The organism is Streptomyces gardneri, assembly GCF_006539185.1.
GTDB classification, from domain to species: domain Bacteria; phylum Actinomycetota; class Actinomycetes; order Streptomycetales; family Streptomycetaceae; genus Streptomyces; species Streptomyces gardneri.
Genome location: NZ_BJMN01000013.1, coordinates 205216 through 227485, shown reverse-complemented (window position 1 = coordinate 227485; position 22270 = coordinate 205216). Strand labels below are relative to the sequence as shown.

Here is a 22270-nt window from a genome sequence, read left to right as displayed (position 1 = left end):
TCCGGCGGCGAGGACCGCGTCGTACCCCTGCCACAGCTCGTTCAGGAAGCTGGAGAGGATCTCGTCGAGCATCGACTCCTTGGAGTCGAAGTGGTAGTAGAGGCTGCCGGCGAGCATGCCGGCGGCGTCCGCGATCTTGCGGACGGTGGTGGCGTTGTACCCCTGGGCGGCGAAGACCTCGGCCGCCGTGTCGAGGAGCTCACGACGCCGCTCGGGCCCGGCGCTCACCTGGGTCTTCTTCTTGCTGGCAGTGTTCGGCACCCGTCCATTCTGGACCCGGCGCGGGGTGCCGGGTGTCCGCCCTGCTCAGGAGGTCGCGGCGCGCTCCGCGGCGCTGCGCTCGACGCAGAACTCGTTGCCCTCCGGGTCGGCGAGGGTCGCCCAGCCGGTGCCGTCGGCGTTCCGCCGGTCGTCGAGCAGGGTGGCGCCGAGGGCGAGCAGCCGCTCGACCTCCTCGTCGCGGGTGCGGTCCTGCGGCTGGAGGTCGAGGTGGACGCGGTTCTTCGCCGCCTTCGCCTCGGGGACCTGGATGAAGAGGAGGTTCGCGCCGGGCGACTCGACGGCCGCCTCGGGGTCTCCGGGCAGGTCGTCGTCGGCGAGCTTCGCGTCCAGGGCGGCGGCCCAGAAGCTCGCCAGGGCGTAGGCGTCGGTGCAGTCGATGGTCACGTGGCGTACGAGAGAGGTCATGGCTTCATGATCCCCCGGCCGTCCGGGCGTCGGCCACGGGATATCTCCTACGCCCGGTCGGCGGTGGCCAGTTGTCGACCCTCGGTGGCCGCAACGAGCGCGGCGAGGGAGGAGCGGGTGCCCTGGAGATCCTGGATCTGTCCGTCGATGGCGTCGAGCCGGGCGACGAGCAGCGGGCTGAGGCAGGGTTCGATCTCCGCCTCGCTGCCGCACACGCAGTCCAGTACCTCGGCGATGACCCGGGTCGGCAGTCCGGCGCCCAGCAGGGCCCGGATGCGGCGGACGACGGCGACGGCGTCGGAGCCGTACACGCGCTGTCCGCCCGGAGTGCGCTCCGGGACGAGGAGGTCCTGTTCCTCGTAGTAGCGGAGCAGCCGGACGCTGACCCCTGTGGCGTCCGACAGTTCACCGATCCGCACTGTGACCCCCCTCACATTCGCCCGGTCCGGCTTGAAGCTCACATCCATGTGAGCTCCTACGGTTCCCGGCATGACGAACAACGCGAACTCCCCTGACGCAACGATATTCCAGCTCGGCGGCGACCTCCCGGTCCGGCGCATCGGGTACGGCACGATGCGCCTCGCCGACGGCCCCGGCGACCCGGCCGGCCCCGAGGCCCGGATCTGGACGGCCCCGGCCGACCGGGCCGCCGCGGTGCGCCTGCTGCGGACGGCGGCCGAGGCGGGGGGCACCCTCTTCGACACGGCCGACGCGTACGCCCTGGGGGCCGGCGAGGAGCTCCTCGCCGAGGCGCTCCACCCGTACGGCGACGGCGTCGCGGTGGCCACCAAGATCGGCGTGGTCCGGCCCTCCCCCACCGAGTGGGTGCCGCTCGGGCACCCCGCCTATCTGCGCCAGCAGGCCGAGCTGAGCCTGCGCCGGCTGCGTACGGAGCGGATCGACCTCCTCTACCTGCACCGCCTCGACGAGAACGTCCCGGTCGCCGAGCAGGTGGGCGCCCTGCGGCAGCTCCAGGAGGAGGGCAAGGTCCGGCACGTCGGGCTCTCGGAGGTGACGGTCGCCCAGCTGGACGAGGCCGAGTCGGTCACCCCGATCGCGGCCGTGCAGAACCTCTACAACCTGGCGACCCGCGACCACGAGGCCGTGGTCGAGCACACGGCGGGCCGGGGCATCGCCTTCGTCCCCTTCTTCCCGATCGCCATGGGCGGTCACGCGGGTCCGGACGGCCCGGTGGCCGAGGTCGCCCGCGAGGTCGGCGCCACCCCGTCCCAGACGGCCCTGGCCTGGCTGCTGCACCGGGCGCCGCACGTCCTGCCCATCCCGGGCACGAACTCGGCGGCCCACCTCCTGGAGAACCTGGGCGCGCTCGACGTCCGGCTCACCGAGGAGCAGTTCGCGCGGCTGGGGGCGGTGGGGGACGCCGCCTCATGAGCGGACGTGCCTCACGGACGGGCGCTTCATGAACCCGACGCGCCCCACACGGGCGCCTCAGGAGCGGACGATGCCCTGGGCCCGGGCGGCCGCGAGCCACGCGGGGAACTCCGAGACGAGCCTGTCGTACAGCTCCGCGTCCGGGACCCGGTGCGGCTCGCGGCCCGCGTGGAAGAAGCCGGCGTTGTCGACGGGCCGCTTCGCCGGCACGGCCAGCTCGTCCAGCCTGCGCAGGAAGTCGAACTGCCGGCTGTCGGGGTCGCCGAAGCCGATGAACTGCCAGAAGAGCGGCAGCCGGGACGCCTTGCACACGTACCGCTCGGCCGCGAGCTTGTTGATCGGCCCTCCGTCGGTCTGGAAGACGACGAGCGCGGGCGCGGTGGAGCCGCTGTCCAGGTAGTGGTCGATGACGGCGTCCATGGCGAGGTGGTAGCTGGTCTTGCCCATGTGGCCGAGCCCGGCGACGATCCGGTCGATGCTGCCGGCGTGGTCGTCGAGCCGGATGTCGGTCTCGGCGTCGATGTCGGTGGAGAAGAAGACGACCGGCACGCGGCCGTCGTCGTCGAAGTGCGCGGAGAGCCCGAGGACCCGGTCGGCCAGGGCCTGGACGGTGCCGTCGGCGTAGTACGGCTTCATCGACCCCGAGTAGTCGACGACGAGATAGACGGCGACCCGCTGCCCGCCCAAGCCGTGCCGGCGGAGCGACTCCCCCGCCGACATGTAGGGGCCGACCAGCGCGGGCGCGGTCTCCTCCACCTTCCGCAGGCTCATGGCCATGGGCGCTCCTTCTCCAGCCGTTCGATGTCCGCGAGCATGGCGTCGGCCAGGTCGCGCTCGGCCGCGTAGTACCGCTCGGCCCAGGTGAGGGTGAGCCGGGGGTACGCCCACGCCTCGTCGGTCCCGGCGTCCGCGGCGTCGGACTCGGCGCGCAGCCGCATGGACTCGGCGTACTCCCGGTGTCCGGCCAGGATCTCGCGCATCCGGTCGGGTTCGAGGAGGTGGCCGAGCCAGAGGCGCAGCATCGGACCGTGCTTGAGGACGGGCGGGTCGAGGGGGGCCGTGCGGGCCCAGGTGCGGACGGCGGCGAGGCCCTCGGCGGTGATCCGGTAGACGCGCTTCTCGCGCGAGCCGGTCTCCGGTGCGACCAGGCGGGAGGTGGCGTAGCCGGTCTTCTCCAGCCGTTTGAGCTCGCTGTAGATCTGGCTGAACGACGGGCTCCAGTAGAAGAGGCCGAGGGACCGGTCGGACCACTTCTTGACGTCGTATCCGGACAACTCCCGCCCGAAGGAGAGCAGTCCGAGGACAGCCCAGCTGGTCGCGGGAAGCTCCGGCACGGTCTCGTCGTCCACCACGACGGGAAGTCTACGACTCCCTTCCCTCCTCCACCTATGCCTGCTAGAAGTATTTCGATTAGGCATAGCTCGCTGAGGCACGACCATCCGGCCGCCGCCACGGGAGGAGCCCCCGGTGAAGTTCTCCATGATCTTCGAAGCCCAGCTCGTCGACCCCACCCCCGCACGCGAACGCGCGATCATCCACGACTGCGTCGAACAGGCCGTCCTCGCCGAGGAGATGGGCTTCGACCGCGTCTGGGCGGTCGAGCACCACTCCCTCACCCAGTACGCCCACATGAGCGCGTCCGAGATCTTCCTGACCTGGGTCGCCGCCCGTACCCGGACGATCCGCGTCGGGCACGGCGTGGTCACCATGCCGTTCGGCTACCAGCACCCGGTCCGGGTCGCCGAACGCGCCGCCATGCTCGACGTGCTCTCCGGCGGACGCCTCGACGTGGGCGCGGGCCGGGGCGCGACCCGCCAGGAGATGCGGATGTTCGGGGTGGACCCCGCCGACACCCGGCCGCAGACGGAGGAGGCCCTGCGGATCTTCGCCGCCGCGTGGCGCGAGCCGGAGTTCGAGTGGCACGGCTCGCTCGACATCGGCCCCGGCGCGGTCCTCCCACGCCCCGTGCAGCACCCGCACCCGCCCCTCTTCATGGCCTGCTCGCAGCACGACTCCCTCCGGCAGGCGGCCGAACTCGGCATCGGGGCGCTGGTGATGGGCTTCGCGGGCGCCGACGACGTCCGCGCCATGCGCAGGGTGTACGACGAGGCCCTCGCCTCCCGGGACGGATCGCGCTTCGTCTCCACCGAGGTCAACGACCACTTCTCCGCCCTCTGCCCGACGGTCGTCCTGGACGACGCCGACCGCGCCCTGCGGCTCGGCACCCGCGGCCAGCGCTTCTTCGCCGAGTCGATCGCCCACTGGTACGGCGGGGCCCCCGCGCCCACCGGGTACGCGGAGGACGAGGACCATGCGGGAGCACTCGGCCAGGAGCGCGAGAAACTGATCGCCCGCCTCCACGAGGCGAACATCCCGGCCCGCCCGGTCGACACCGGCACGTACAACACCGACCACGCCTACGGGGACGCGGCGACGGCGATCGCCTACGTGGAACGACTCCGCGAGATCGGCGTCGACGAGGTGATGTGCCTGATCCAGATGGGCACGGTGCCGCAGGAGGTCTGCCTGGAGACCATCCGCCAGTGGGGCACGAAGGTCATCCCCCACTTCCGCGAGCCGTCCAAGGACCTATGACGGGAGCACCGCGGCGCCCACCCAGTCGTCCGGTCGGGGACATTCGGGGGGCGCCGCGCTCAGTTCCGCACGTCGTTGTACGGGACGTTCTCAGGGGTGATCCGGCGGGATCAGACCGTCAGCGAACGGTCCGTCGGACGGATCGGGGCCGGCAGGGAGCTGGCTCCGGTCAGGTAGCGGTCCACGCCACGGGCGGCGGAGCGGCCCTCGGCGATGGCCCACACGATGAGGGACTGGCCGCGACCGGCGTCACCGGCGACGTACACGCCATCGACGTTGGTGGCGAAGTCCGCGTCACGGGCGATGTTACCCCGCTCATCAAGGTCCAGACCAAACTGGGCGACCAGACCGTTCTCCACGTCCGTGCCGGTGAAGCCCATCGCGAGCGTGACCAGCTGGGCGGGGATCTTGCGCTCCGTGCCCGGCTTCTGGGTCAGCTTGCCCTCGACGAACTCGACCTCGACGAGGTGGAGGAACTGGACGTTGCCCTCCTCGTCGCCCTCGAAGTGGGTGGTGGAGACGGAGTAGACCCGCTCGCCGCCCTCCTCGTGCGCGGAGGTGACCTTGTACAGCATGGGGAAGGTCGGCCAGGGCTGGCCGGCGTTCCGGTCCTCGCCCGGCTTGGGCATGATCTCCAGCTGCGTGACCGAGGCCGCGCCCTGGCGGTGCGCCGTACCGACGCAGTCGGCGCCGGTGTCGCCGCCGCCGATGACGACGACGTGCTTGCCCTCGGCGGTGATCGGCGGGGCCACGAAGTCACCCTCGACGACCTTGTTGGCCAGCGGCAGGTACTCCATCGCCTGGTGGATGCCGTTCAGCTCACGGCCCGGGACGGGCAGGTCGCGGGCGGTGGTGGCGCCGGCGGCGATGACCACGGCGTCGAACCGCTTGCGCAGGTCCGTCGACGTCAGGTCGCGGCCGATCTCGATGCCGGTGCGGAACTTGGTGCCCTCCGCGCGCATCTGCTCGATGCGGCGGTTGATGTGCCGCTTCTCCATCTTGAACTCGGGGATGCCGTAGCGCAGCAGGCCGCCGATGCGGTCGGCGCGCTCGTACACGACCACGGTGTGGCCGGCCCGGGTCAGCTGCTGGGCGGCGGCGAGACCCGCCGGGCCCGAGCCGATGACGGCGGCGGTCTTGCCGGACAGGCGCTCGGGCACCTGCGGCTTGACGTCGCCTCCGTCCCAGGCCTTGTCGATGATGGAGACTTCGACGTTCTTGATGGTGACGGCCGGCTGGTTGATGCCGAGCACACACGCCGACTCGCACGGAGCCGGGCACAGGCGGCCGGTGAACTCCGGGAAGTTGTTGGTGGCGTGCAGACGCTCCTGCGCCGCCGACCAGTCCTCGCGGTAGGCGAAGTCGTTCCACTCGGGAATGAGGTTCCCGAGGGGACAGCCGTTGTGGCAGAACGGGATGCCGCAGTCCATGCAGCGGCCGGCCTGCTTGCTGATGATCGGCAGCAGGGAGCCGGGAACGTAGACCTCGTTCCAGTCTCTGACTCGCTCGCCCACCGGACGGGTCTTGGCGACCTCGCGCCCGGTGGTCAGGAAGCCCTTGGGGTCAGCCATTGGTCGCCGCCTCCATCATCTTCTCGGTGGTCTCGGTCTCGGAGAGACCGGCGAGCTCAGCGGCGTCCTTGGCGGCGAGCACTGCCTTGTACGTGGTGGGGATGATCTTGCTGAACCGGGCCGCCGCGGCGTCCCAGTCGGCGAGGAGCTTCTCCGCGACCGTCGAGCCGGTCTCCTCCTGGTGGCGGCGCACGACATCGTGCAGCCAGTCCTTGTCGGAGTCCGACAGGGTCTCGATCGCCCCCAGGTTCCCGGAGTTGACGTTGTCCCGGTCGAGGTCGACGACGTACGCGACACCGCCCGACATGCCCGCCGCGAAGTTGCGGCCGGTCTCGCCGAGGACGACCGCCGTACCGCCGGTCATGTACTCGCAGCCGTGGTCGCCCACGCCCTCCGAGACGACCAGGGCGCCGGAGTTGCGGACGCAGAAGCGCTCGCCGGTGCGGCCGCGCAGGAACAGCTCGCCGCCGGTCGCGCCGTAGCCGATGGTGTTGCCCGCGATGGTCGAGTACTCGGCCAGGTGGTCGGCGCCGCGGTCCGGGCGGACGACGACGCGGCCGCCGGAGAGGCCCTTGCCGACGTAGTCGTTGGCGTCGCCCTCCAGGCGGAGAGTGACACCGCTCGGCAGGAAGGCGCCGAAGGACTGGCCGGCGGAACCGGTGAAGGTGATGTCGATGGTGTCGGCGGGCAGGCCCGCGCCACCGAACTTCTTCGTCACGTGGTGGCCGAGCATGGTGCCGACGGTCCGGTTGATGTTGCGGATCGCGACCTGGGCTCGGACCGGCTGCGCCTCCTCGGCGGAGGCGGCGTTCAGGGCCTCGGCGGCGAGCTGGATCAGCTCGTTGTCGAGGGCCTTCTCCAGACCGTGGTCCTGCTCGATCAGGGCGTGGCGGACCGCGCCCTCGGCCAGCTCGGGCACGTAGAAGAGCGGCTCCAGGTCGAGACCCTGCGCCTTCCAGTGCCGGACGGCGCGGCTGGTGTCGAGCAGCTCGGCGTGGCCGACGGCCTCTTCGATCGTGCGGAAGCCCAGCTCGGCGAGGAGCTCGCGGACCTCCTCGGCGATGAACTCGAAGAAGTTGACGACGTACTCGGCCTTGCCGGAGAACCGGTCGCGGAGCGCCGGGTTCTGGGTGGCGATGCCGACCGGGCAGGTGTCCAGGTGGCAGACGCGCATCATGACGCAGCCGGAGACGACGAGCGGCGCGGTCGCGAAACCGAACTCCTCGGCGCCGAGCAGCGCGGCGATGACGACGTCGCGGCCGGTCTTGAGCTGGCCGTCGGTCTGGACGACGATCCGGTCGCGCAGGCCGTTGAGCAGCAGGGTCTGCTGGGTCTCGGCGAGGCCGAGCTCCCAGGGGCCGCCCGCGTGCTTCAGCGAGGTCAGCGGGGAGGCGCCCGTTCCGCCGTCGTGGCCGGAGATGAGGACGACGTCCGCGTGGGCCTTGGAGACACCGGCGGCGACCGTGCCGACGCCGACCTCGGAGACCAGCTTCACGTGGATGCGGGCGACCGGGTTGGCGTTCTTGAGGTCGTGGATCAGCTGAGCCAGGTCCTCGATGGAGTAGATGTCGTGGTGCGGCGGCGGCGAGATGAGGCCGACGCCGGGCGTCGAGTGACGCGTCTTGGCGACCCACGGGTAGACCTTGTGGCCGGGCAGCTGGCCGCCCTCGCCGGGCTTGGCGCCCTGGGCCATCTTGATCTGGATGTCGTCGGCGTTGACCAGGTACTCGCTGGTGACGCCGAAGCGGCCGGAGGCGACCTGCTTGATGGAGGAGCGGCGCGCCGGGTCGTACAGGCGGTCCGGGTCCTCGCCGCCCTCACCGGTGTTGGACTTGGCGCCCAGCTGGTTCATGGCGATGGCGAGGGTCTCGTGCGCCTCGCGGGAGATGGAGCCGTACGACATGGCGCCCGTCGAGAACCGCTTGACGATCTCGCTGACCGGCTCGACCTCGTCGATCGAGATCGCTTCCCGGTCCTCGGAGAAGCCGAAGAGGCCGCGGAGCGTCATGAGGCGCTCGGACTGCTCGTTCACCCGCTCCGTGTACTTCTTGAAGATGTCGTACCGCTTGTTGCGCGTGGCGTGCTGCAGGCGGAAGACGGTCTCCGGGTCGAACAGGTGCGGCTCGCCCTCGCGGCGCCACTGGTACTCGCCGCCGATGTCCAGGGCGCGGTGCGCCGAGGGGACGCCGGAGACGGGGTACGCCTTGGCGTGGCGGGCGGCGACCTCCTTGGCGACGACGTCGAGACCGGCGCCGCCGATCTTGGTGGCCGTGCCGTTGAAGTACGTGGCGACGAAGGCGGCGTCGAGGCCGACGGCCTCGAAGACCTGGGCGCCGCGGTAGGAGGCGACGGTCGAGATGCCCATCTTGGACATGACCTTGAGGACGCCCTTGCCGAGCGCGTAGATCAGGTTCCGGATGGCCTGCTCGGGCTCCAGGCCCTCGATGAAGGTGCCGGCGCGGACCAGGTCCTCGACGGACTCCATGGCGAGGTACGGGTTGACCGCCGCGGCGCCGTAGCCGATGAGCAGGGCGACGTGGTGGACCTCGCGGACGTCACCGGCCTCGACCAGCAGACCCACCTTGGTGCGCTGCTTGGTGCGGATGAGGTGGTGGTGGACGGCCGCGGTGAGCAGCAGCGAGGGGATCGGCGCGTGCTCGGCGTCGGAGTGCCGGTCGGAGAGCACGATCAGGCGGGCGCCGCCCTCGATCGCGGTGTCGGCCTCGGCGCAGATCGCCTCGATGCGGGCGGCGAGGGCCTCGCCGCCGCCGGAGACCCGGTAGAGACCGGAGAGGGTCGCGGCCTTCATGCCGGGCATGTCGCCGTCGGCGTTGATGTGGATGAGCTTGGCCAGCTCGTCGTTGTCGATCACCGGGAAGGGCAGGGTGACGCTGCGACACGACGAGGAGGTGGGCTCCAGCAGGTTGCTGCCGGGGCCGAGCGAGGAGCGGAGGCTCGTCACGAGCTCCTCGCGGATGGCGTCCAGCGGCGGGTTGGTGACCTGCGCGAAGAGCTGGGTGAAGTAGTCGAAGAGCAGCCGCGGGCGGGAGGACAGGGCCGCGATCGGCGAGTCCGTGCCCATGGAGCCGAGCGGCTCGCCGGCGGTGCGGGCCATCGGGGCGAGGATGACGCGGAGCTCTTCCTCGGTGTAGCCGAAGGTCTGCTGGCGGCGGGTCACCGAGGCGTGGGTGTGCACGATGTGCTCGCGCTCGGGGAGGTCGGAGAGCTCGATCTCGCCGGTCTCCAGCCACTCCGCGTACGGGTTCTCGGCGGCGAGACCGGCCTTGATCTCGTCGTCCTCGATGATCCGGTGCTCGGCGGTGTCGACGAGGAACATCTTGCCGGGCTGGAGGCGGCCCTTGCGGACGACCTTGGCGGGGTCGATGTCGAGGACGCCGACCTCGGAGGAGAGGACGACGAGGCCCTCGTCGGTGACCCAGTAGCGGCCGGGGCGCAGACCGTTGCGGTCGAGGACCGCGCCGACCTGGACGCCGTCGGTGAAGGTGACGCAGGCCGGGCCGTCCCAGGGCTCCATCATCGTGGAGTGGTACTGGTAGAAGGCGCGGCGGGCCGGGTCCATGGAGTCGTGGTTCTCCCACGCCTCGGGGACCATCATCAGCACCGCGTGGGGCAGGGAGCGGCCGCCGAGGTGGAGCAGCTCCAGGACCTCGTCGAAGGAGGCCGAGTCGGAGGCGTCCGGGGTGCAGATCGGGAAGATCCGGTCCAGCGAGCCCTCGCCGAAGACCTTGGAGTCGAGCTGGGCCTCGCGGGCGGTCATCCAGTTCCGGTTGCCCTTGACGGTGTTGATCTCACCGTTGTGGGCGACGAAGCGGTACGGGTGGGCCAGCGGCCAGCTCGGGAAGGTGTTGGTGGAGAACCGGGAGTGGACCAGGGCCACGGCGGAGGCGCAGCGGCGGTCCGACAGGTCCGGGAAGAAGGGCTCCAGCTGGCCGGTGGTCAGCATGCCCTTGTAGACGATCGTGCGGGCGGAGAGCGACGGGAAGTAGGTCGCGGCCTCGCGCTCGGCGCGCTTGCGCAGCACGAACGCCTTGCGGTCCAGCGCGATGCCCGTGTTCTCGCCTCCCCCAGAGCCTTCGGCCTGGGAGGTACCCCCAGCCACGAAGAGCTGGCGGAAGACCGGCATGGTGGAGCGGGCGGAGGCGCCGAGCAGCTCGGGGGCGACGGGGACCTCGCGCCAGCCGAGGACGGTGAGGCCCTCTTCGGCGGCGATCGTCTCGATCTTCGAGACCGTCTCGTCCGTGCCGTCCTCGGGGAGGAAGGCGATGCCGACGGCGTACGCGCCGGCCTCGGGGAGCTCGAATCCGGCGACCTCGCGGAGGAAGGCGTCCGGGACCTGGAAAAGGATGCCGGCGCCGTCTCCGGAGTCGGGCTCGGAGCCGGTGGCGCCGCGGTGCTCGAGGTTGCGCAGTACGGTCAGCGCCTGCTCGACCAGCGCGTGGCTGGCTACACCGGTGAGGGTGGCCACGAACCCGACACCACAGGCGTCGTGTTCGTTACGGGGGTCGTACATCCCCTGCGGAGCGGGGCGACCGTCCATGGGCGACCAGGCGTCGGAACGCATCGGCTCTCCCGTCGTCGTCGTGGCATATGCAACTGCCGAGGGACGACGTTGGCCCTCCGCGAAATTTCGTGCAGGTTACATGATGGCTGGCTTCTCGCGAAGTGGATAGCTCGTTCCAGCATGCGGACACCACCGACACGCAATGGTGGTGCGTTCTCACCTGTAGGAGTGCGGGAGCAAGGACTGTCCCGCGGGGACGGGCCGGAGGGAGCCGAAGGGATCTCCGGGCTTCCGGCGGTCCGTCACTGAGCGGGCTTCGTTGCCCGCCTGGCTGGGCCTCATTGCCCGACGACGCTCATGCCTCATTCCCGTTGGTCACGAGTTCGAAACCGCCGAGTAACCGGCTACTTATGTGGCGTCGTGCATAGTGTCTCATCGCAGCGGCGGATCGAGCCAGGGATATACGTCACAACCCATACGGGCCCTATGTCCAGAAAAGGTGCCCTGAAATGCCGGAAAGGCCCCTCGAAGGGGCCTCCCGGTCGTCTCTACGGGCACGAAATCCGTTCCGATATCCGGAGCGGCGACACCGCCACCACGAACGCCTACAACGCCGCTCCGAAGAGCATCCCGAGCCCGTACGTGACGGCGGCCGCGGCCCCGCCCAGGACGAGCTGACGCATCCCGCTGAAGAGCCAGCCGCGGGCGGTCACCCGGGCCACCAGCGCCCCGCAGGCGAAGAGGCCCAGGAGCGCGAGCAGCACGGCGGGCCAGAGCGCGGTCGCCCCGAGCAGGTAGGGCAGTACGGGGAGCAGAGCGCCGAGCGCGAAGGAGCCGAAGGACGAGACCGCGGCGACCATCGGCGACGGCAGGTCGTCCGGGTCGATGCCGAGCTCCTCGCGGGCGTGGATCTCCAGTGCCTGCTCGGGGTCCTTCGACAGCTGCATCGCGACCTCGCGGGCGAGCGCGGGCTCGACACCCCGGGACACGTACAGCGCGGCCAGCTCCTCCATCTCGTCGATGGGGTGCTTGCGCAACTGGCGGCGCTCGACGTCCAGTTCCGCCTGGACGAGCTCACGCTGCGAGGCCACGGAGGTGTACTCGCCGGCCGCCATGGAGAAGGCGCCGGCGGCCAGTCCCGCGACGCCGGTGATGACCACGGTCTGCGTGGACACCGCGCCGCCGGCGACGCCGGTCATCAGGGCGAGGTTGGAGACGAGACCGTCCATCGCGCCGAACACCGCCGGGCGCAGCCAACCGCCGTTCACGTCACGGTGCGTGTGGTTGTCGCGGTGCGCCTCGTGCAGTGGTGCCTGAGCTTCGATGATGGACATGGTTCTCCCCTCGTTCCGGCGGGCCGGGTCGCACCCGCCGCCCCCAACACCCTCGAAAATACGCGCGATGTAAGGGGTCCGCCAGCAAGGCAGGCCGTACTTACTAAGGCCCGCCTCACTGGGCGCACCGGATTCCGACGTGGTGTCAGCCGGGTGACAGAACCGTTTCTTCGGCGAGTTCGCGGCCCGCGGTGGCACAGATCCAGGCATCGGGGCGCCGACCGCGCGCCCCACCCGAGGAAGGGGCCGCGAGATGGTGACCACCACGGCATGCGACACGCGTGAACGGGCGAGGGGGGCGCTCCTCGGCCTCGCCGTCGGCGACGCCCTGGGAGCCCCCGCCGAGAACATGCGCCCTTCGGAGATCCGCCGCCGATGGGGCCGCATCGAGGGCTTCGTGACGGACCGTCCTGCAGGCACCGACGACACCGAGTACGCGATCTTCTCGGCCCTGCTCCTCGCCCGACACGGCTCCGCGCTCACCGTCCACCACGTCGAACGGGCCTGGCACCACTGGATCGCCGACCTCGACGAAGGCCCCTTCCGCGGCGCGGGCTTCTCCGAGCGCGGCACGCTGGAGAACCTCCGGCGGGGGCTCGCCGCTCCCATCTCCGCCCAGCACCGCCACGCCTGGAGCGACGGTCTCGCGATGCGCGCCGCGCCGTTCGGGGTCTTCGCCGCCGGCCGCCCGGCGGAGGCGGCGCGCCTCGTCGCGATCGACGGCAGCGTCAGCCACGAAGGGGAGGGCATCTACGGCGGCCAGGCCGTCGCGGCGGGCGTCGCGGCGGCGATGGCGGGCGCGGGCGTGACCTCGGTCATCGCGGCGGCGCTCTCCGTCGTCCCGATGGACTCCTGGACGGCCCGCTCCCTGCGCCGCGCGGTCGTCGCCGCCCAGCGCGTCCAGCCGGACCCGCTCACCCGCGAGCGACAGGTCCGCTCGGCGGTCGTCATCGGCGGCTACCCGTGGACGGACCTGGCCCCGGAGGCGGTGGGCCTGGCCTTCGGCGCCTTCGCGGCGGCCCGCGGCGACTTCCGTACGGCGGTCCTGACCGCGGTCAACATGGGCCGCGACGCCGACACGACGGCGGCGGTGGCGGGCGCCCTGGCCGGCGCCATGTCGGGCGTCTCGGCGATCCCGGAGGAATGGTCGACGGCCATCGCCCCCGTCACCGGCAGCTGCCTGCCCTCCATGCGCGGCTACCACGTCCTGGACGTCGCGGACCTGCTGACCCCGGAGGGGGAATCCTGATGAGCGGAGACACAACGACCAGCCTCCCCACCGCCACCGCTGTGGGCAATCGTCCCGCAGGGCGTGGGGGTCCCCCCTCCGGGGGAGGGTGGGCACAGCCCCCGATGCCGGATGCCGGCCCCTCGCTCGCCGCCCACCAGGACCTGGCGGTGACCCTGGTGTCGGGCGCCGAAGCGCCGGACCTCACCGCGCAGGAGCAGCCCCCGGTGCGGGGCACCGGGTCGTGGGGCGGCGCCCACGAGGCCCCGCACCCCGACGCGCCCCGCAGGGCAAGTCGCGACAGGACCGAGGGCCTCCTCCTCGGCCTCGCCGCAGGCGACGCCGCCGGCTGGCCCGCCGCCCGCCACAGAGCCGCCCGCATGCCCGAGTGGACCCGCCGCCTCACCCGCGAACTCGACACCTTCGCCGAGCAGAACGCGACGACCACCCTCCCCGTCCCCATCGCCCTCAACCAGCCCCCCGAGCCCCTCCGCCTCGGCCCCTCCGACGACGCCGAGTGGGCGGCCTTCACCGCCGAGGCGATCCTCGCCGCCGCCGGCCCCGTCTTCGCCGGCCTCCCCCCGGAGCGCCGTCTCCGCGCCGCCGTCGACCTCGCCTGGAACGCCCTCGCCGGCCAGGTCGCCGCCGCCGCCGACCGCGCCCCCGAGGTCGAGTCCGCCGTCCTCCCCCTCCGCGCCCGGATCTCCGTACGCGCCGGCCTCGGCAATCTCGCCACCGGTCTGCGCCCGCCCGCCACCGGCCACGACAACCCGCACTACTTCGACGACGCCGCCTGCGTCCGGGCCGCCGTCCTCGCGGTCGTCCACCCCGGCGACCCGCGCGCCGCCGCCGAACTCGCCGAGTTCGACGCCCGGTACACCCAGGACGGGGACGGCGTCCACGGCGCCCGCGCGACGGCGGCGGCCATCGCCGCGGCCCTCGGCGGGGCGACGGTCGACGAATCCGTCGGCGCGGCGCTCGCCGAACTCCCGCCCGCCACCGAGATCGGCCGCAACGCCCGGTACGCGGTGAAGCTGGCCAGGGCCGCCGGTTCGGCCTTCGAACTGGTCCCGCTCCTGGAGCACCAGATCGTGGACCACGTCTACAGCTACGGGATCGCCGCCGCCGAGACCGTCCCGGTCGCCCTCGCCCTCGCCACCGCCGCCCGGGGCGAGATGGCGGCCGCGGTTCCGGCCGCCGTCTGCCTCTCCCGGGTCGCGGACTCCGCCCCCGCGCTCGCGGGCGCGCTCACCGGCGCGCTGGGCGGCGGCCGTTCGGTGCCGGCGACCTGGCGCGAGGCCTGCCGGACGCTCGCGGGGTGCGCGCTGCCCTGGCTCGCGGGGACGGATCTGGTCGAACTCGCCGGGCTGCTGGGAGCCACGGAACCGGCCTCTCCAGGTGGACAATTCCGACATGACACCCACACTGGATGTGCCCACCCTGGATGACCGGATCACCGGCAGCCTCCTCGGGGCCGCCGTCGGCGACGCGCTCGGCGGCCCCGTCGAGGGCTACACCCCCCAGCAGATCCTGGAGCGTCACGGCGGCCGCGTCACCGGGATCGTCGGCCCCTGGAACGGCGACGACTGGCGCACCGCCCGCCCTATCGCGCCGTACCACAAGGGCGACGGGCACGTCACCGACGACACCTTGATGACCCACGCCCTGATCCGGGTGTACGAGAAGGTCCGCGGCCACCTCGACGCGTACGCGGTCGCGGACTTCCTCGTCCCCGAACTCATGGGCTCCCCCGTCTGGATCCCGGAGCTGGAGGCCGAGGCCCTCCCCCTCCAGCGGATCTTCCTCGCCGAGAAGTGGCTCGTGGCCCGGCTCCACTACGGGCACGTGGATCCGCGCGAGGCCGGCGACGGCAACATCGTCAACTGCGGTGCCGCGATGTACATGGCGCCGGTCGGACTCGTCAACGCCGCCCACCCCGCGGCCGCCTACGCCGAGGCGCTCGACATCGCCGGCGCCCACCAGTCCTCCTACGGCCGGGAGGCGGCCGGCGTGTTCGCGGCGGCGGTCGCCGCGGCCTGCGCGCCGGGCGCGACGCCCTCCTCGGTCGTCGACGCGGCCCTCTCGCTCGCGAAGGACGGCACCCGGTCGGCGATCGAAGCGGTCACCGAAGTGGCCGTCCGGCACACGGACTTCGAGTCCGCCCTCGCCCCGCTCCGCGCGGCGGTGGCCCCCTTCGACACGGTCGGCCCCGACTACCGCTCCCCCTCCCTCGGTGCCCGCCGCCCCTCCCGGCTCCACGCGATCGAGGAGCTGCCGATCGCCCTGGGCATGCTGCTCGTCGGCGAGGGCGACTTCCGCCGTACGGTCCTCGGCGCCGTCAACTACGGCCGCGACTGCGACTCGATCGCCACGATGGCCGGCGCGATCGCCGGCGCGCTGCACGGCGAGGCCGCCGTGCCGTCCGACTGGGCGAAGCGCGTCGCGGAGGCGAGCCGGCTCGACCTGCACGCCCCGGCGGCCGCACTGGCCCGGGTGACCCGCGAGGTCTTCGCCCGGGACGTGGAGCTCCGCCGGGCGCACGAGTCGGCGTTCGCGACGCTGGCGAGCGCGGACCGGTGAACCTCCGGCTGACCTGGGTGCAGCCGGAGGACCTGGTGGGTCACGAGCTCCGCCAGGCGGCGGAGGACGGCCGCGACGCCCACGACCTCGCGGCCCGCTGGTACGAGGCGGGCGGCCCGCCCGCCCCGCCGACGGCGGGCGCGTCCGAACTCCCCCGCCCGGACCTCCGCCCCCTGGCGGAGGAACTCCTCGACTCCCTGGCGACCCTCCCCACCCCCCTGTCGGGCGACGAGCCGACCGCCCTCCCCGAGATCCAGGCCTCGGCGGCCCCCCACGATCTCTCGCCCACCCCCGTGCCGGGCGCGAGCCCGGACGCCCTCCGCGACCGCCTGCACGCAGCCTGGCTCGGGCGGGCCGCCGGGTGCCTGCTCGGCAAGCCCGTCGAGAAGCTGCCCCTCCCCGCCATCCGCGCCCTCGCCCGCGCCTCCGGCAACTGGCCCCTCTCCACGTGGTTCACCGCCCGGGGCGTACCGCCGGAGCTGCTCGCCGCCCACCCCTGGAACCGGCGCTCCGCCACCACCTCCCTCGCCGAGAACATCGACGGGATGCCCGAGGACGACGACCTCAACTACCCCCTCCTCAACCTGCTGCTCCTCAGGCGGTACGGTCGCGGCTTCACCACCGCCGACGTCGCCCGCCTCTGGCTCGACGAACTCCCCGCCGGCCGCACCTTCACGGCCGAGCGCGTCGCCTACCGCAATCTCCTCGACGGCGTCGAGCCCCCGCTGACCGCCGTCCGCCGCAACCCCTTCCGTGAGTGGATCGGCGCCCAGATCCGGGCGGACGTCCACGGCTGGACCCACCCGGGCGATCCGGTCGCCGCGGCCGCGCAGGCGTACCGGGACGCGGCCCTCACCCACACCGCGAACGGCGTCTACGGCGCCATGTTCGTCGCCGCCACCCTCGCCACCGCCGCGACCGGCACCGCCGACGTCCACCGCTCGCTCGCCGCCGGACTCGACGTGATCCCACCGCGCTCCCGTCTCGCCGGGGCCGTCCGGCTGGGCATCGCGTCCGCCCGCGCCACGCCCGACTTCGACACCGTCGTCGACCGCCTGCACACCGAGCTCGGCGGGTACCACTGGGTCCATGCCGTCCCCAACGCCGCGCTTCTCGCCGCCGCCCTCACCCACGGCGACGGCGACTTCTCCCGCTCCGTCTGCGCGGCGGTCTCCGGCGGCTGGGACACCGACTCCAACGGCGCCACCGCCGGTTCGGTCGCCGGGCTGCTCGCCGGTCACCCCGACCGGCTGCCCGAGCGGTGGACCACCCCTCTCAAGAACCGGCTCGCGACCTCGGTCCCGTCCTTCGACGGCATCGGCTTCGACACCCTGGCCGACCTGACACATCTGGAGGCAGTACGCCCATGACCAGCATCGTCGTACTCGGCAGCACGAACATGGACCTCGTCGCCTACGTACCGAGGGCTCCCGCCCGCGGCGAGACGGTCACCGGCCGCGCGTTCCGCACGGTCCCCGGCGGCAAGGGCGCCAACCAGGCCGTCGCCGCCGCCCGCGCCGGCGCCGAGGTGGCGATGATCGGCGCGGTCGGCGCGGACGACTTCGGCGCACGCCTCCGGACCAACCTGGAGCACTGCTCCGTCGACACCGACCTCCTGCGCACCGCCGAGGGCCCTTCCGGCACCGCCCACATCGTCGTCGACGACGAGGGCGGCAACGCGATCGTCGTCGTCCCCGGCGCCAACGCCACCGTCACCTCCCTCAGCCACGGCGACGAGGCCCTCATCGGCACCGCCGACACCCTGCTCCTCCAGCTCGAACTCCCCCTCTCCGTCGTCACGGAGGGCGCCGCGACCGCCCGCCGCCTCGGCGTCCGCACGGTCCTCACGCCCGCCCCCGCCCAGCGGCTCCCTCCCGAACTCCTCGCCGCCACCGACCTGCTGGTCCCCAACGAGCACGAGGCCGCCGCGCTCACCGGACTCACCGACCCGCGCGCCGCCGCCCAGGCCCTGCTGCGGGACGTCCCCGAGGTCGTCGTCACCCTGGGCGCGGCCGGCAGCCTCTACGCGGCCCGCGGCGTCGAACCGGTCGCCGTGGCCGCCCCCCGGGTCAGGGCCGTGGACACCACCGCGGCCGGCGACACCTTCGTCGGCGCGCTCGCGGTCGCCCTCGGCGAGGGCCGGCCCGTCCCGGAGGCGCTGGCCTGGGCGCAGGCCGCCGCCGCGCTCTCCGTCCAGCGCGAGGGCGCGTCGACCTCGATGCCGTACCGGACCGAGATCGAGGCGGCCTTCGGCTCCCTCGGCGACCTGGAGGCCGACTCCGTATGACCACCACGCAGCACGCCCCCACGACACCCGCCCCGGCCGCGCCTCCCCTCCGCGGACTGCGCGTCCTGGACCTCGCGACCCTCTTCGCCGGGCCGCTCGCGGCCACGATGCTCGGCGACTTCGGCGCCGACGTCGTCAAGGTCGAGCACCCCCGCAAGCCCGATCCCTCGCGCGGCCACGGCCCCGCCAAGGACGGCGTCGGCCTGTGGTGGAAGGTCCTCGGCCGGAACAAGCGGACGATCACCCTCGATCTCTCCAGCCCGGGCGGACGCGACACCCTCCTCGGACTCGCCGCCGAAGCCGATGTGATCGTGGAGAACTTCCGTCCCGGCACCCTGGAACGCTGGGGTCTGGGCTGGGAGGAGCTCTCCACCGTCAACCCGCGTCTCGTCCTCGCCCGCGTCACCGGCTTCGGCCAGTTCGGCCCGTACGCCCACCGCCCCGGCTTCGGCACCCTCGCCGAGGCGATGAGCGGCTTCGCCTCCATCACCGGCGAGCCCGACGGCCCGCCCACCCTGCCCCCCTTCGGCCTGGCCGACTCGATCGCCGCCCTCGCCACCGCGTACGCGGTGATGACGGCGCTCACCGCCAGGACCACGACCGGCCGCGGCCAGGTCGTCGACATGGCGATCATCGAACCGATGCTCTCCGTCATCGGACCCCACCCCCTCTGGTACGACCAGCTCGGCTACGTCCAGCCCCGCACCGGCAACCGCTCCCGCAACAACGCCCCGCGCAACACCTACCGGACCGCCGACGGTTCCTGGGTCGCCGTCTCCACCTCCGCCCAGTCGATCGCCGAGCGTGTGCTGCGCCTCGTCGGCCGCCCGGAGCTGATCGACGAGCCGTGGTTCGCCGACGGCACGGGCCGCGCCGAGCACACGGACGTCCTGGACGAGGCGGTCGGCACCTGGATCGCGCGCCACACCCGCGACGAGGCCATGGCCGCCTTCGAGAAGGCCGAGGCAGCCATCGCCCCCGTCTACGACGTCCGGGACGTCCTCGACGATCCGCAGTACCAGGCGCTCGGCACCGTCACCGAGGTGCAGGACCCGGAACTCGGCCCGATCAAGATGCAGAACGTCCTCTTCCGGCTCTCCGAGACGCCCGGGGCGATCCGCTGGCCCGGCCGCCCGCACGGCGCCGACACCGACGGCGTCCTCACCGAGCTCGGCCTCACCCCTGCCGAGATCGCCGCCCTCCGCGCCCAGGGAGCGGTATGAGCGAGCCTCGCGAGAGGGGCGGCATCGGCGATATCGGGTGCCTGCGCACCCCTCTCACCTGGCTGTACGCGCCCGGCGACCGCCCCGAGGTCGTCCGCAAGGCCCTGACCTCCGGCGCCGACGTCGTCATCGTCGACCTGGAGGACGCGGTCGCCCCGCACCGCAAGGCGTACGCCCTCGACGCCACGGTCGATCTGCTCGCCGACGCCCACCCCGTCCCGGTGCACGTCCGCGTCCACTCCCCGCACGACATCCCCACCCTGGCCCCCCTCCCCGGCCTCTGCGGTCTCCGTGTACCCAAGGTGACACACGCCACTGACATCCACCGGATCGCCGACCTCGCCCCCGGCCTCCCCCTCTACCCGCTCCTGGAGAACGCCCTCGCCGTGGAGCACGCGTACGCCATCGCCAGCGCGCACCCGGCCGTGCGCGGCATCGCGCTCGGCGAGGCCGACCTCCGCGCCGACCTGGGGGTACGGGACGACCGCGGCCTCGACTGGCCGCGCGGCCGCGTGGTGGTCGCGGCCCGCGCGGCGGCCCTGCCACCCCCCGCGCAGTCGGTCCATCCCGACATCGGCGACCTGGTCGCCCTGGCCGCCGGCTGCGCCCGGGGCCGGGCGATGGGCTTCCTCGGCCGGGCGGCGATCCACCCCCGCCAGCTGCCCGTCATCGAGCGGGCCTACCTCCCCACCCCGCAGGAGGTCGACGCGGCGCGGGAGGTCGTCGCGGCGGCCGGGACGGACCGGGGCGCCCTGGCCCTCCCCGACGGCCGCTTCGTCGACGCGGCGGTCGTGGAGGGCGCCCACCGGGTCCTCGCCCTCGCCTCCCGCACGGCCTGACCCCTGCGCCCCTGTACGCGAAAGGGCCGCCGGAACCTCTCGGTCCCGGCGGCCCTGTGACGGCGGTGGATCAGCCCTTGGCGGCCGACCCGGCGCCGTTGTCGGCATCGTGGTCCGCGTCCGTGTCCGCGTCCTCGTCGGAGTCCGGGACCGCGCCGGATACGGCGTCCTCGGACGCGTCGGAATCGAAGTCCGCGTCGAAGTCGGCGTCGACATCGGCGTCGGCGCCCGACGCGACCTCCCCGGCCTTCCCCGTCTTCTCGGCCCTGGGCTCCACGATCTCCTCGCGTCCCGGCCGGATCCGCGCCGAGATCACCATGTAGGTCACCGCGAGCAGGAAGACGATGATCGCCGTCCACACGTTCAGCCGGAGGCCGAGGATGTGGTGCGCCTCGTCGACGCGCAGGTACTCGGTCCAGACGCGGCCCGCGCAGTACGCGGCGACGTAGAGCGCGAAGGCGCGCCCGTGGCCGAGCTTGAAGCGGCGGTCGGCCCAGACGACCAGGGCGGCGACGCCGACGCACCAGAGCGACTCGTACAGGAAGGTCGGGTGGTACAGCCCGGCCTCGCGGTTCGCGCTCTCGGTGATCTTCAGCGCCCAGGGCAGGTCGGTCGGCTTGCCGTAGAGCTCCTGGTTGAACCAGTTGCCCCAGCGGCCGATGGCCTGGGCGAGGGCGATGCCGGGGGCGATGGCGTCGGCGTACGCCGGGAGCGGGATGCCCCGTCGGCGACAGCCGATCCAGGCACCCACCGCGCCGAGCGCGATGGCGCCCCAGATACCGAGGCCGCCCTCCCAGATCTTGAAGGCGTCGACCCAGTTCTCACCCTCGCTGAAGTACAGCTGATAGTCGGTGATCACGTGGTAGAGGCGTCCGCCGACGAGGCCGAAGGGCACCGCCCAGACGGCGATGTCGGCCACGGTGCCGGCAGTGCCGCCCCGGGCGATCCAGCGCTTGTTGCCGTACCAGACGGCGACGAAGACACCGATGATGATGCAGAAGGCATAGCCGCGCAGCGGGATCGGTCCGAGATTGATCACGCCGGTCGACGGGCTGGGGATGTAGGCAAGGTCCATGGCAGGACCGACGCTACCCTGCCGGGCGGGCGGGACGGCAGCCCACCCGGCAACGTATGGGTAACTAACCCGCCGAAGAAGCCGCGGGAGCGGAGGGGGCGGCGGGAGCCGAGGGAGAGGCTGTGCCGAGCTTCTTGCCCTTGTTGGCCTCGGCGACCCACTTCTTCAGGTTCTCCGGGGAGATCTGCTCGTTCCCCTTCGTCGGGAAGATCGATTCGCCGTTGAGGAGGACGGACGGCGTGCCTCGGAAGCCGCCGTTCCGGAAGGCCTCGTTGGACTTCTCCACCCAGCTGTCGTGCGTGCCGTCCTCGACACAGCTGCGGAAGGCGGGCGTGTCGAGCCCGGGCACCTTCGCCGCCAGCTCGATCAGCTTGGCGTTCTTCCCGAAGGCGTCGTCCGTCTCCGGCGGCTGGTTGATGTAGAGCGTGTCGTGGTACGCGGTGAACTTCCCCGCGTCCTGGGCGCACGCGGCCGCGTTCGCCGCGCGCAGCGAGCCGCTGCCGCCCATGTTCCCGTCGATGAGGGTGGCGAGGTGGTACTCGGCCTTGAGCGCGCCGGAGGCCTCCAGCTCGTGGATGGTGTCCCGCATGACGTTCTCGAACTGGGCGCACGCCGGGCAGCGGAAGTCCTCCCAGATCGCCAGCGTCGACGGGGCGTCCGTCGTGCCCGTGGGGACGGCGGGCTTGTCGCCCTCGACGGACCCCGCCGGCGCCACCACAGGCCCCGCCTTGTCCGATCCGCCGCCGTCGCCGCTGTTGGCGGCGATCACCCCGACGACCGCGGCCAGGCCGAGGACGCCGACCACCGCCGCCGACACGATGAGGACGCGCCGCTGCTTCTCGCGGGCCTTGTCGTGCTCGCGCTGCTGCTGGAGGCGCTCCCGCGCGCTCCGGTTACCGTCACCACGGTTCTTCTCGCTCACGCCCACAGCAACGAA

The 22270-nt window shown here is 72.6% G+C and carries 19 protein-coding genes; 9 read left to right on the top strand and 10 right to left on the bottom strand.

What is annotated here, in order from left to right; translation table 11 throughout:
* From SGA01_RS11975 to SGA01_RS11965, 3 genes are all read right to left on the bottom strand, one after another.
* On the bottom strand, positions 1-261 hold a 261-nt coding region (locus tag SGA01_RS11975; protein WP_141296383.1), incomplete at its 3' end, for a TetR/AcrR family transcriptional regulator.
* A gap of 45 nt (positions 262-306) precedes the next feature.
* Positions 307-687 (bottom strand): VOC family protein, encoded by a 381-nt coding sequence (locus SGA01_RS11970; protein ID WP_141296380.1) that lies wholly within the window; start codon positions 685-687, stop codon positions 307-309.
* A 47-nt stretch (positions 688-734) separates the two neighbouring features.
* Complete coding sequence (locus SGA01_RS11965; protein ID WP_308699047.1) at positions 735-1154, bottom strand: MerR family transcriptional regulator; 420 nt, start codon at positions 1152-1154, stop codon at positions 735-737.
* A 22-nt stretch (positions 1155-1176) separates the two neighbouring features.
* Here SGA01_RS11965 and SGA01_RS11960 point away from each other — a divergent pair, with 22 nt between their 5' ends.
* The gene (locus SGA01_RS11960) at positions 1177-2079 is read left to right on the top strand and encodes an aldo/keto reductase (RefSeq protein WP_141296377.1); all 903 of its coding nucleotides are present in this window, start codon (positions 1177-1179) and stop codon (positions 2077-2079) included.
* Between the two features lie 57 nt (positions 2080-2136).
* On the opposite strand, the gene SGA01_RS11955 is transcribed toward SGA01_RS11960, so the two are convergent.
* Both SGA01_RS11955 and SGA01_RS11950 read right to left on the bottom strand, forming a co-directional pair.
* Positions 2137-2856, bottom strand: coding sequence for a vWA domain-containing protein (locus SGA01_RS11955; protein WP_141296374.1), 720 nt, complete (start codon positions 2854-2856; stop codon positions 2137-2139).
* Complete coding sequence (locus SGA01_RS11950; protein WP_229917776.1) at positions 2847-3431, bottom strand: PadR family transcriptional regulator; 585 nt, start codon at positions 3429-3431, stop codon at positions 2847-2849. The genes SGA01_RS11955 and SGA01_RS11950 overlap by 10 nt, the downstream gene beginning before the upstream one ends.
* 115 nt (positions 3432-3546) lie before the next feature.
* Between SGA01_RS11950 and SGA01_RS11945 the strand changes: the two genes are divergently transcribed.
* Complete coding sequence (locus tag SGA01_RS11945) at positions 3547-4674, top strand: LLM class flavin-dependent oxidoreductase (protein ID WP_141296371.1); 1128 nt, start codon at positions 3547-3549, stop codon at positions 4672-4674.
* Between the two features lie 110 nt (positions 4675-4784).
* Here SGA01_RS11945 and SGA01_RS11940 read toward each other — a convergent pair whose 3' ends face one another.
* The 3 genes from SGA01_RS11940 to SGA01_RS11930 form a co-directional block, all read right to left on the bottom strand.
* The gene (locus SGA01_RS11940; RefSeq protein ID WP_055644104.1) at positions 4785-6245 is read right to left on the bottom strand and encodes a glutamate synthase subunit beta; all 1461 of its coding nucleotides are present in this window, start codon (positions 6243-6245) and stop codon (positions 4785-4787) included.
* Positions 6238-10827, bottom strand: a complete 4590-nt coding sequence (gltB, locus tag SGA01_RS11935; RefSeq protein WP_141296368.1) for a glutamate synthase large subunit — start codon at positions 10825-10827, stop codon at positions 6238-6240. Before gltB ends, SGA01_RS11940 begins: the two co-directional genes overlap by 8 nt.
* 545 nt (positions 10828-11372) lie before the next feature.
* Positions 11373-12101: a VIT1/CCC1 transporter family protein gene (locus SGA01_RS11930; RefSeq protein ID WP_141296365.1), complete on the bottom strand. Its 729-nt coding sequence runs from the start codon at positions 12099-12101 to the stop codon at positions 11373-11375.
* 253 nt (positions 12102-12354) lie between these two features.
* Here SGA01_RS11930 and SGA01_RS11925 point away from each other — a divergent pair, with 253 nt between their 5' ends.
* The 7 genes from SGA01_RS11925 to SGA01_RS11895 all read left to right on the top strand — a co-directional run bounded on the left by SGA01_RS11925 (position 12355) and on the right by SGA01_RS11895 (position 20258).
* Positions 12355-13350: an ADP-ribosylglycohydrolase family protein gene (locus tag SGA01_RS11925; protein WP_055644101.1), complete on the top strand. Its 996-nt coding sequence runs from the start codon at positions 12355-12357 to the stop codon at positions 13348-13350.
* A 104-nt stretch (positions 13351-13454) separates the two neighbouring features.
* A complete protein-coding gene (locus SGA01_RS11920) occupies positions 13455-14777 on the top strand; it encodes an ADP-ribosylglycohydrolase family protein (RefSeq protein ID WP_229917778.1) in 1323 nt (440 codons plus the stop codon).
* Entirely contained in the window at positions 14743-15909 is a 1167-nt protein-coding gene (locus SGA01_RS11915; protein WP_141296363.1) for an ADP-ribosylglycohydrolase family protein, read from the top strand. Before SGA01_RS11920 ends, SGA01_RS11915 begins: the two co-directional genes overlap by 35 nt.
* Complete coding sequence (locus SGA01_RS11910; protein ID WP_141296360.1) at positions 15906-17279, top strand: ADP-ribosylglycohydrolase family protein; 1374 nt, start codon at positions 15906-15908, stop codon at positions 17277-17279. Before SGA01_RS11915 ends, SGA01_RS11910 begins: the two co-directional genes overlap by 4 nt.
* Entirely contained in the window at positions 17276-18196 is a 921-nt protein-coding gene (gene rbsK, locus SGA01_RS11905; protein WP_141296357.1) for a ribokinase, read from the top strand. Before SGA01_RS11910 ends, rbsK begins: the two co-directional genes overlap by 4 nt.
* A complete protein-coding gene (locus tag SGA01_RS11900) occupies positions 18193-19419 on the top strand; it encodes a CaiB/BaiF CoA transferase family protein (RefSeq protein ID WP_141296354.1) in 1227 nt (408 codons plus the stop codon). The genes rbsK and SGA01_RS11900 overlap by 4 nt, the downstream gene beginning before the upstream one ends.
* Positions 19416-20258 carry an HpcH/HpaI aldolase/citrate lyase family protein gene (locus SGA01_RS11895; RefSeq protein ID WP_141296351.1) on the top strand — a complete coding sequence of 281 codons (843 nt, stop codon included), beginning with the start codon at positions 19416-19418 and terminating at the stop codon, positions 20256-20258. Before SGA01_RS11900 ends, SGA01_RS11895 begins: the two co-directional genes overlap by 4 nt.
* 70 nt (positions 20259-20328) lie before the next feature.
* Here the strand turns inward: SGA01_RS11895 and lgt are convergent, their stop codons facing one another.
* A complete protein-coding gene (gene lgt, locus SGA01_RS11890) occupies positions 20329-21333 on the bottom strand; it encodes a prolipoprotein diacylglyceryl transferase (RefSeq protein ID WP_141296348.1) in 1005 nt (334 codons plus the stop codon).
* 64 nt (positions 21334-21397) lie between these two features.
* Positions 21398-22255 carry a DsbA family protein gene (locus tag SGA01_RS11885; protein WP_141296345.1) on the bottom strand — a complete coding sequence of 286 codons (858 nt, stop codon included), beginning with the start codon at positions 22253-22255 and terminating at the stop codon, positions 21398-21400.
* Between the last annotated feature and the right edge of the window lie 15 nt (positions 22256-22270).

Excerpts from the sequence above, each read along its gene's own strand:
- SGA01_RS11965 (WP_308699047.1), bottom strand. The coding sequence starts at position 1,154 with ATGGATGTGAGCTTCAAGCCGGACCGGGCGAATGTGAGGGGGGTCACA.
- SGA01_RS11915 (WP_141296363.1), top strand. The coding sequence starts at position 14,743 with ATGACACCCACACTGGATGTGCCCACCCTGGATGACCGGATCACCGGC.
- SGA01_RS11960 (WP_141296377.1), top strand. The coding sequence starts at position 1,177 with ATGACGAACAACGCGAACTCCCCTGACGCAACGATATTCCAGCTCGGC.
- SGA01_RS11925 (WP_055644101.1), top strand. The coding sequence starts at position 12,355 with ATGGTGACCACCACGGCATGCGACACGCGTGAACGGGCGAGGGGGGCG.
- SGA01_RS11900 (WP_141296354.1), top strand. The coding sequence starts at position 18,193 with ATGACCACCACGCAGCACGCCCCCACGACACCCGCCCCGGCCGCGCCT.
- SGA01_RS11955 (WP_141296374.1), bottom strand. The coding sequence starts at position 2,856 with ATGGCCATGAGCCTGCGGAAGGTGGAGGAGACCGCGCCCGCGCTGGTC.
- SGA01_RS11920 (WP_229917778.1), top strand. The coding sequence starts at position 13,455 with ATGCCGGATGCCGGCCCCTCGCTCGCCGCCCACCAGGACCTGGCGGTG.
- lgt (WP_141296348.1), bottom strand. The coding sequence starts at position 21,333 with ATGGACCTTGCCTACATCCCCAGCCCGTCGACCGGCGTGATCAATCTC.
- SGA01_RS11970 (WP_141296380.1), bottom strand. The coding sequence starts at position 687 with ATGACCTCTCTCGTACGCCACGTGACCATCGACTGCACCGACGCCTAC.
- SGA01_RS11930 (WP_141296365.1), bottom strand. The coding sequence starts at position 12,101 with ATGTCCATCATCGAAGCTCAGGCACCACTGCACGAGGCGCACCGCGAC.
- gltB (WP_141296368.1), bottom strand. The coding sequence starts at position 10,827 with ATGCGTTCCGACGCCTGGTCGCCCATGGACGGTCGCCCCGCTCCGCAG.
- SGA01_RS11940 (WP_055644104.1), bottom strand. The coding sequence starts at position 6,245 with ATGGCTGACCCCAAGGGCTTCCTGACCACCGGGCGCGAGGTCGCCAAG.
- SGA01_RS11895 (WP_141296351.1), top strand. The coding sequence starts at position 19,416 with ATGAGCGAGCCTCGCGAGAGGGGCGGCATCGGCGATATCGGGTGCCTG.
- rbsK (WP_141296357.1), top strand. The coding sequence starts at position 17,276 with ATGACCAGCATCGTCGTACTCGGCAGCACGAACATGGACCTCGTCGCC.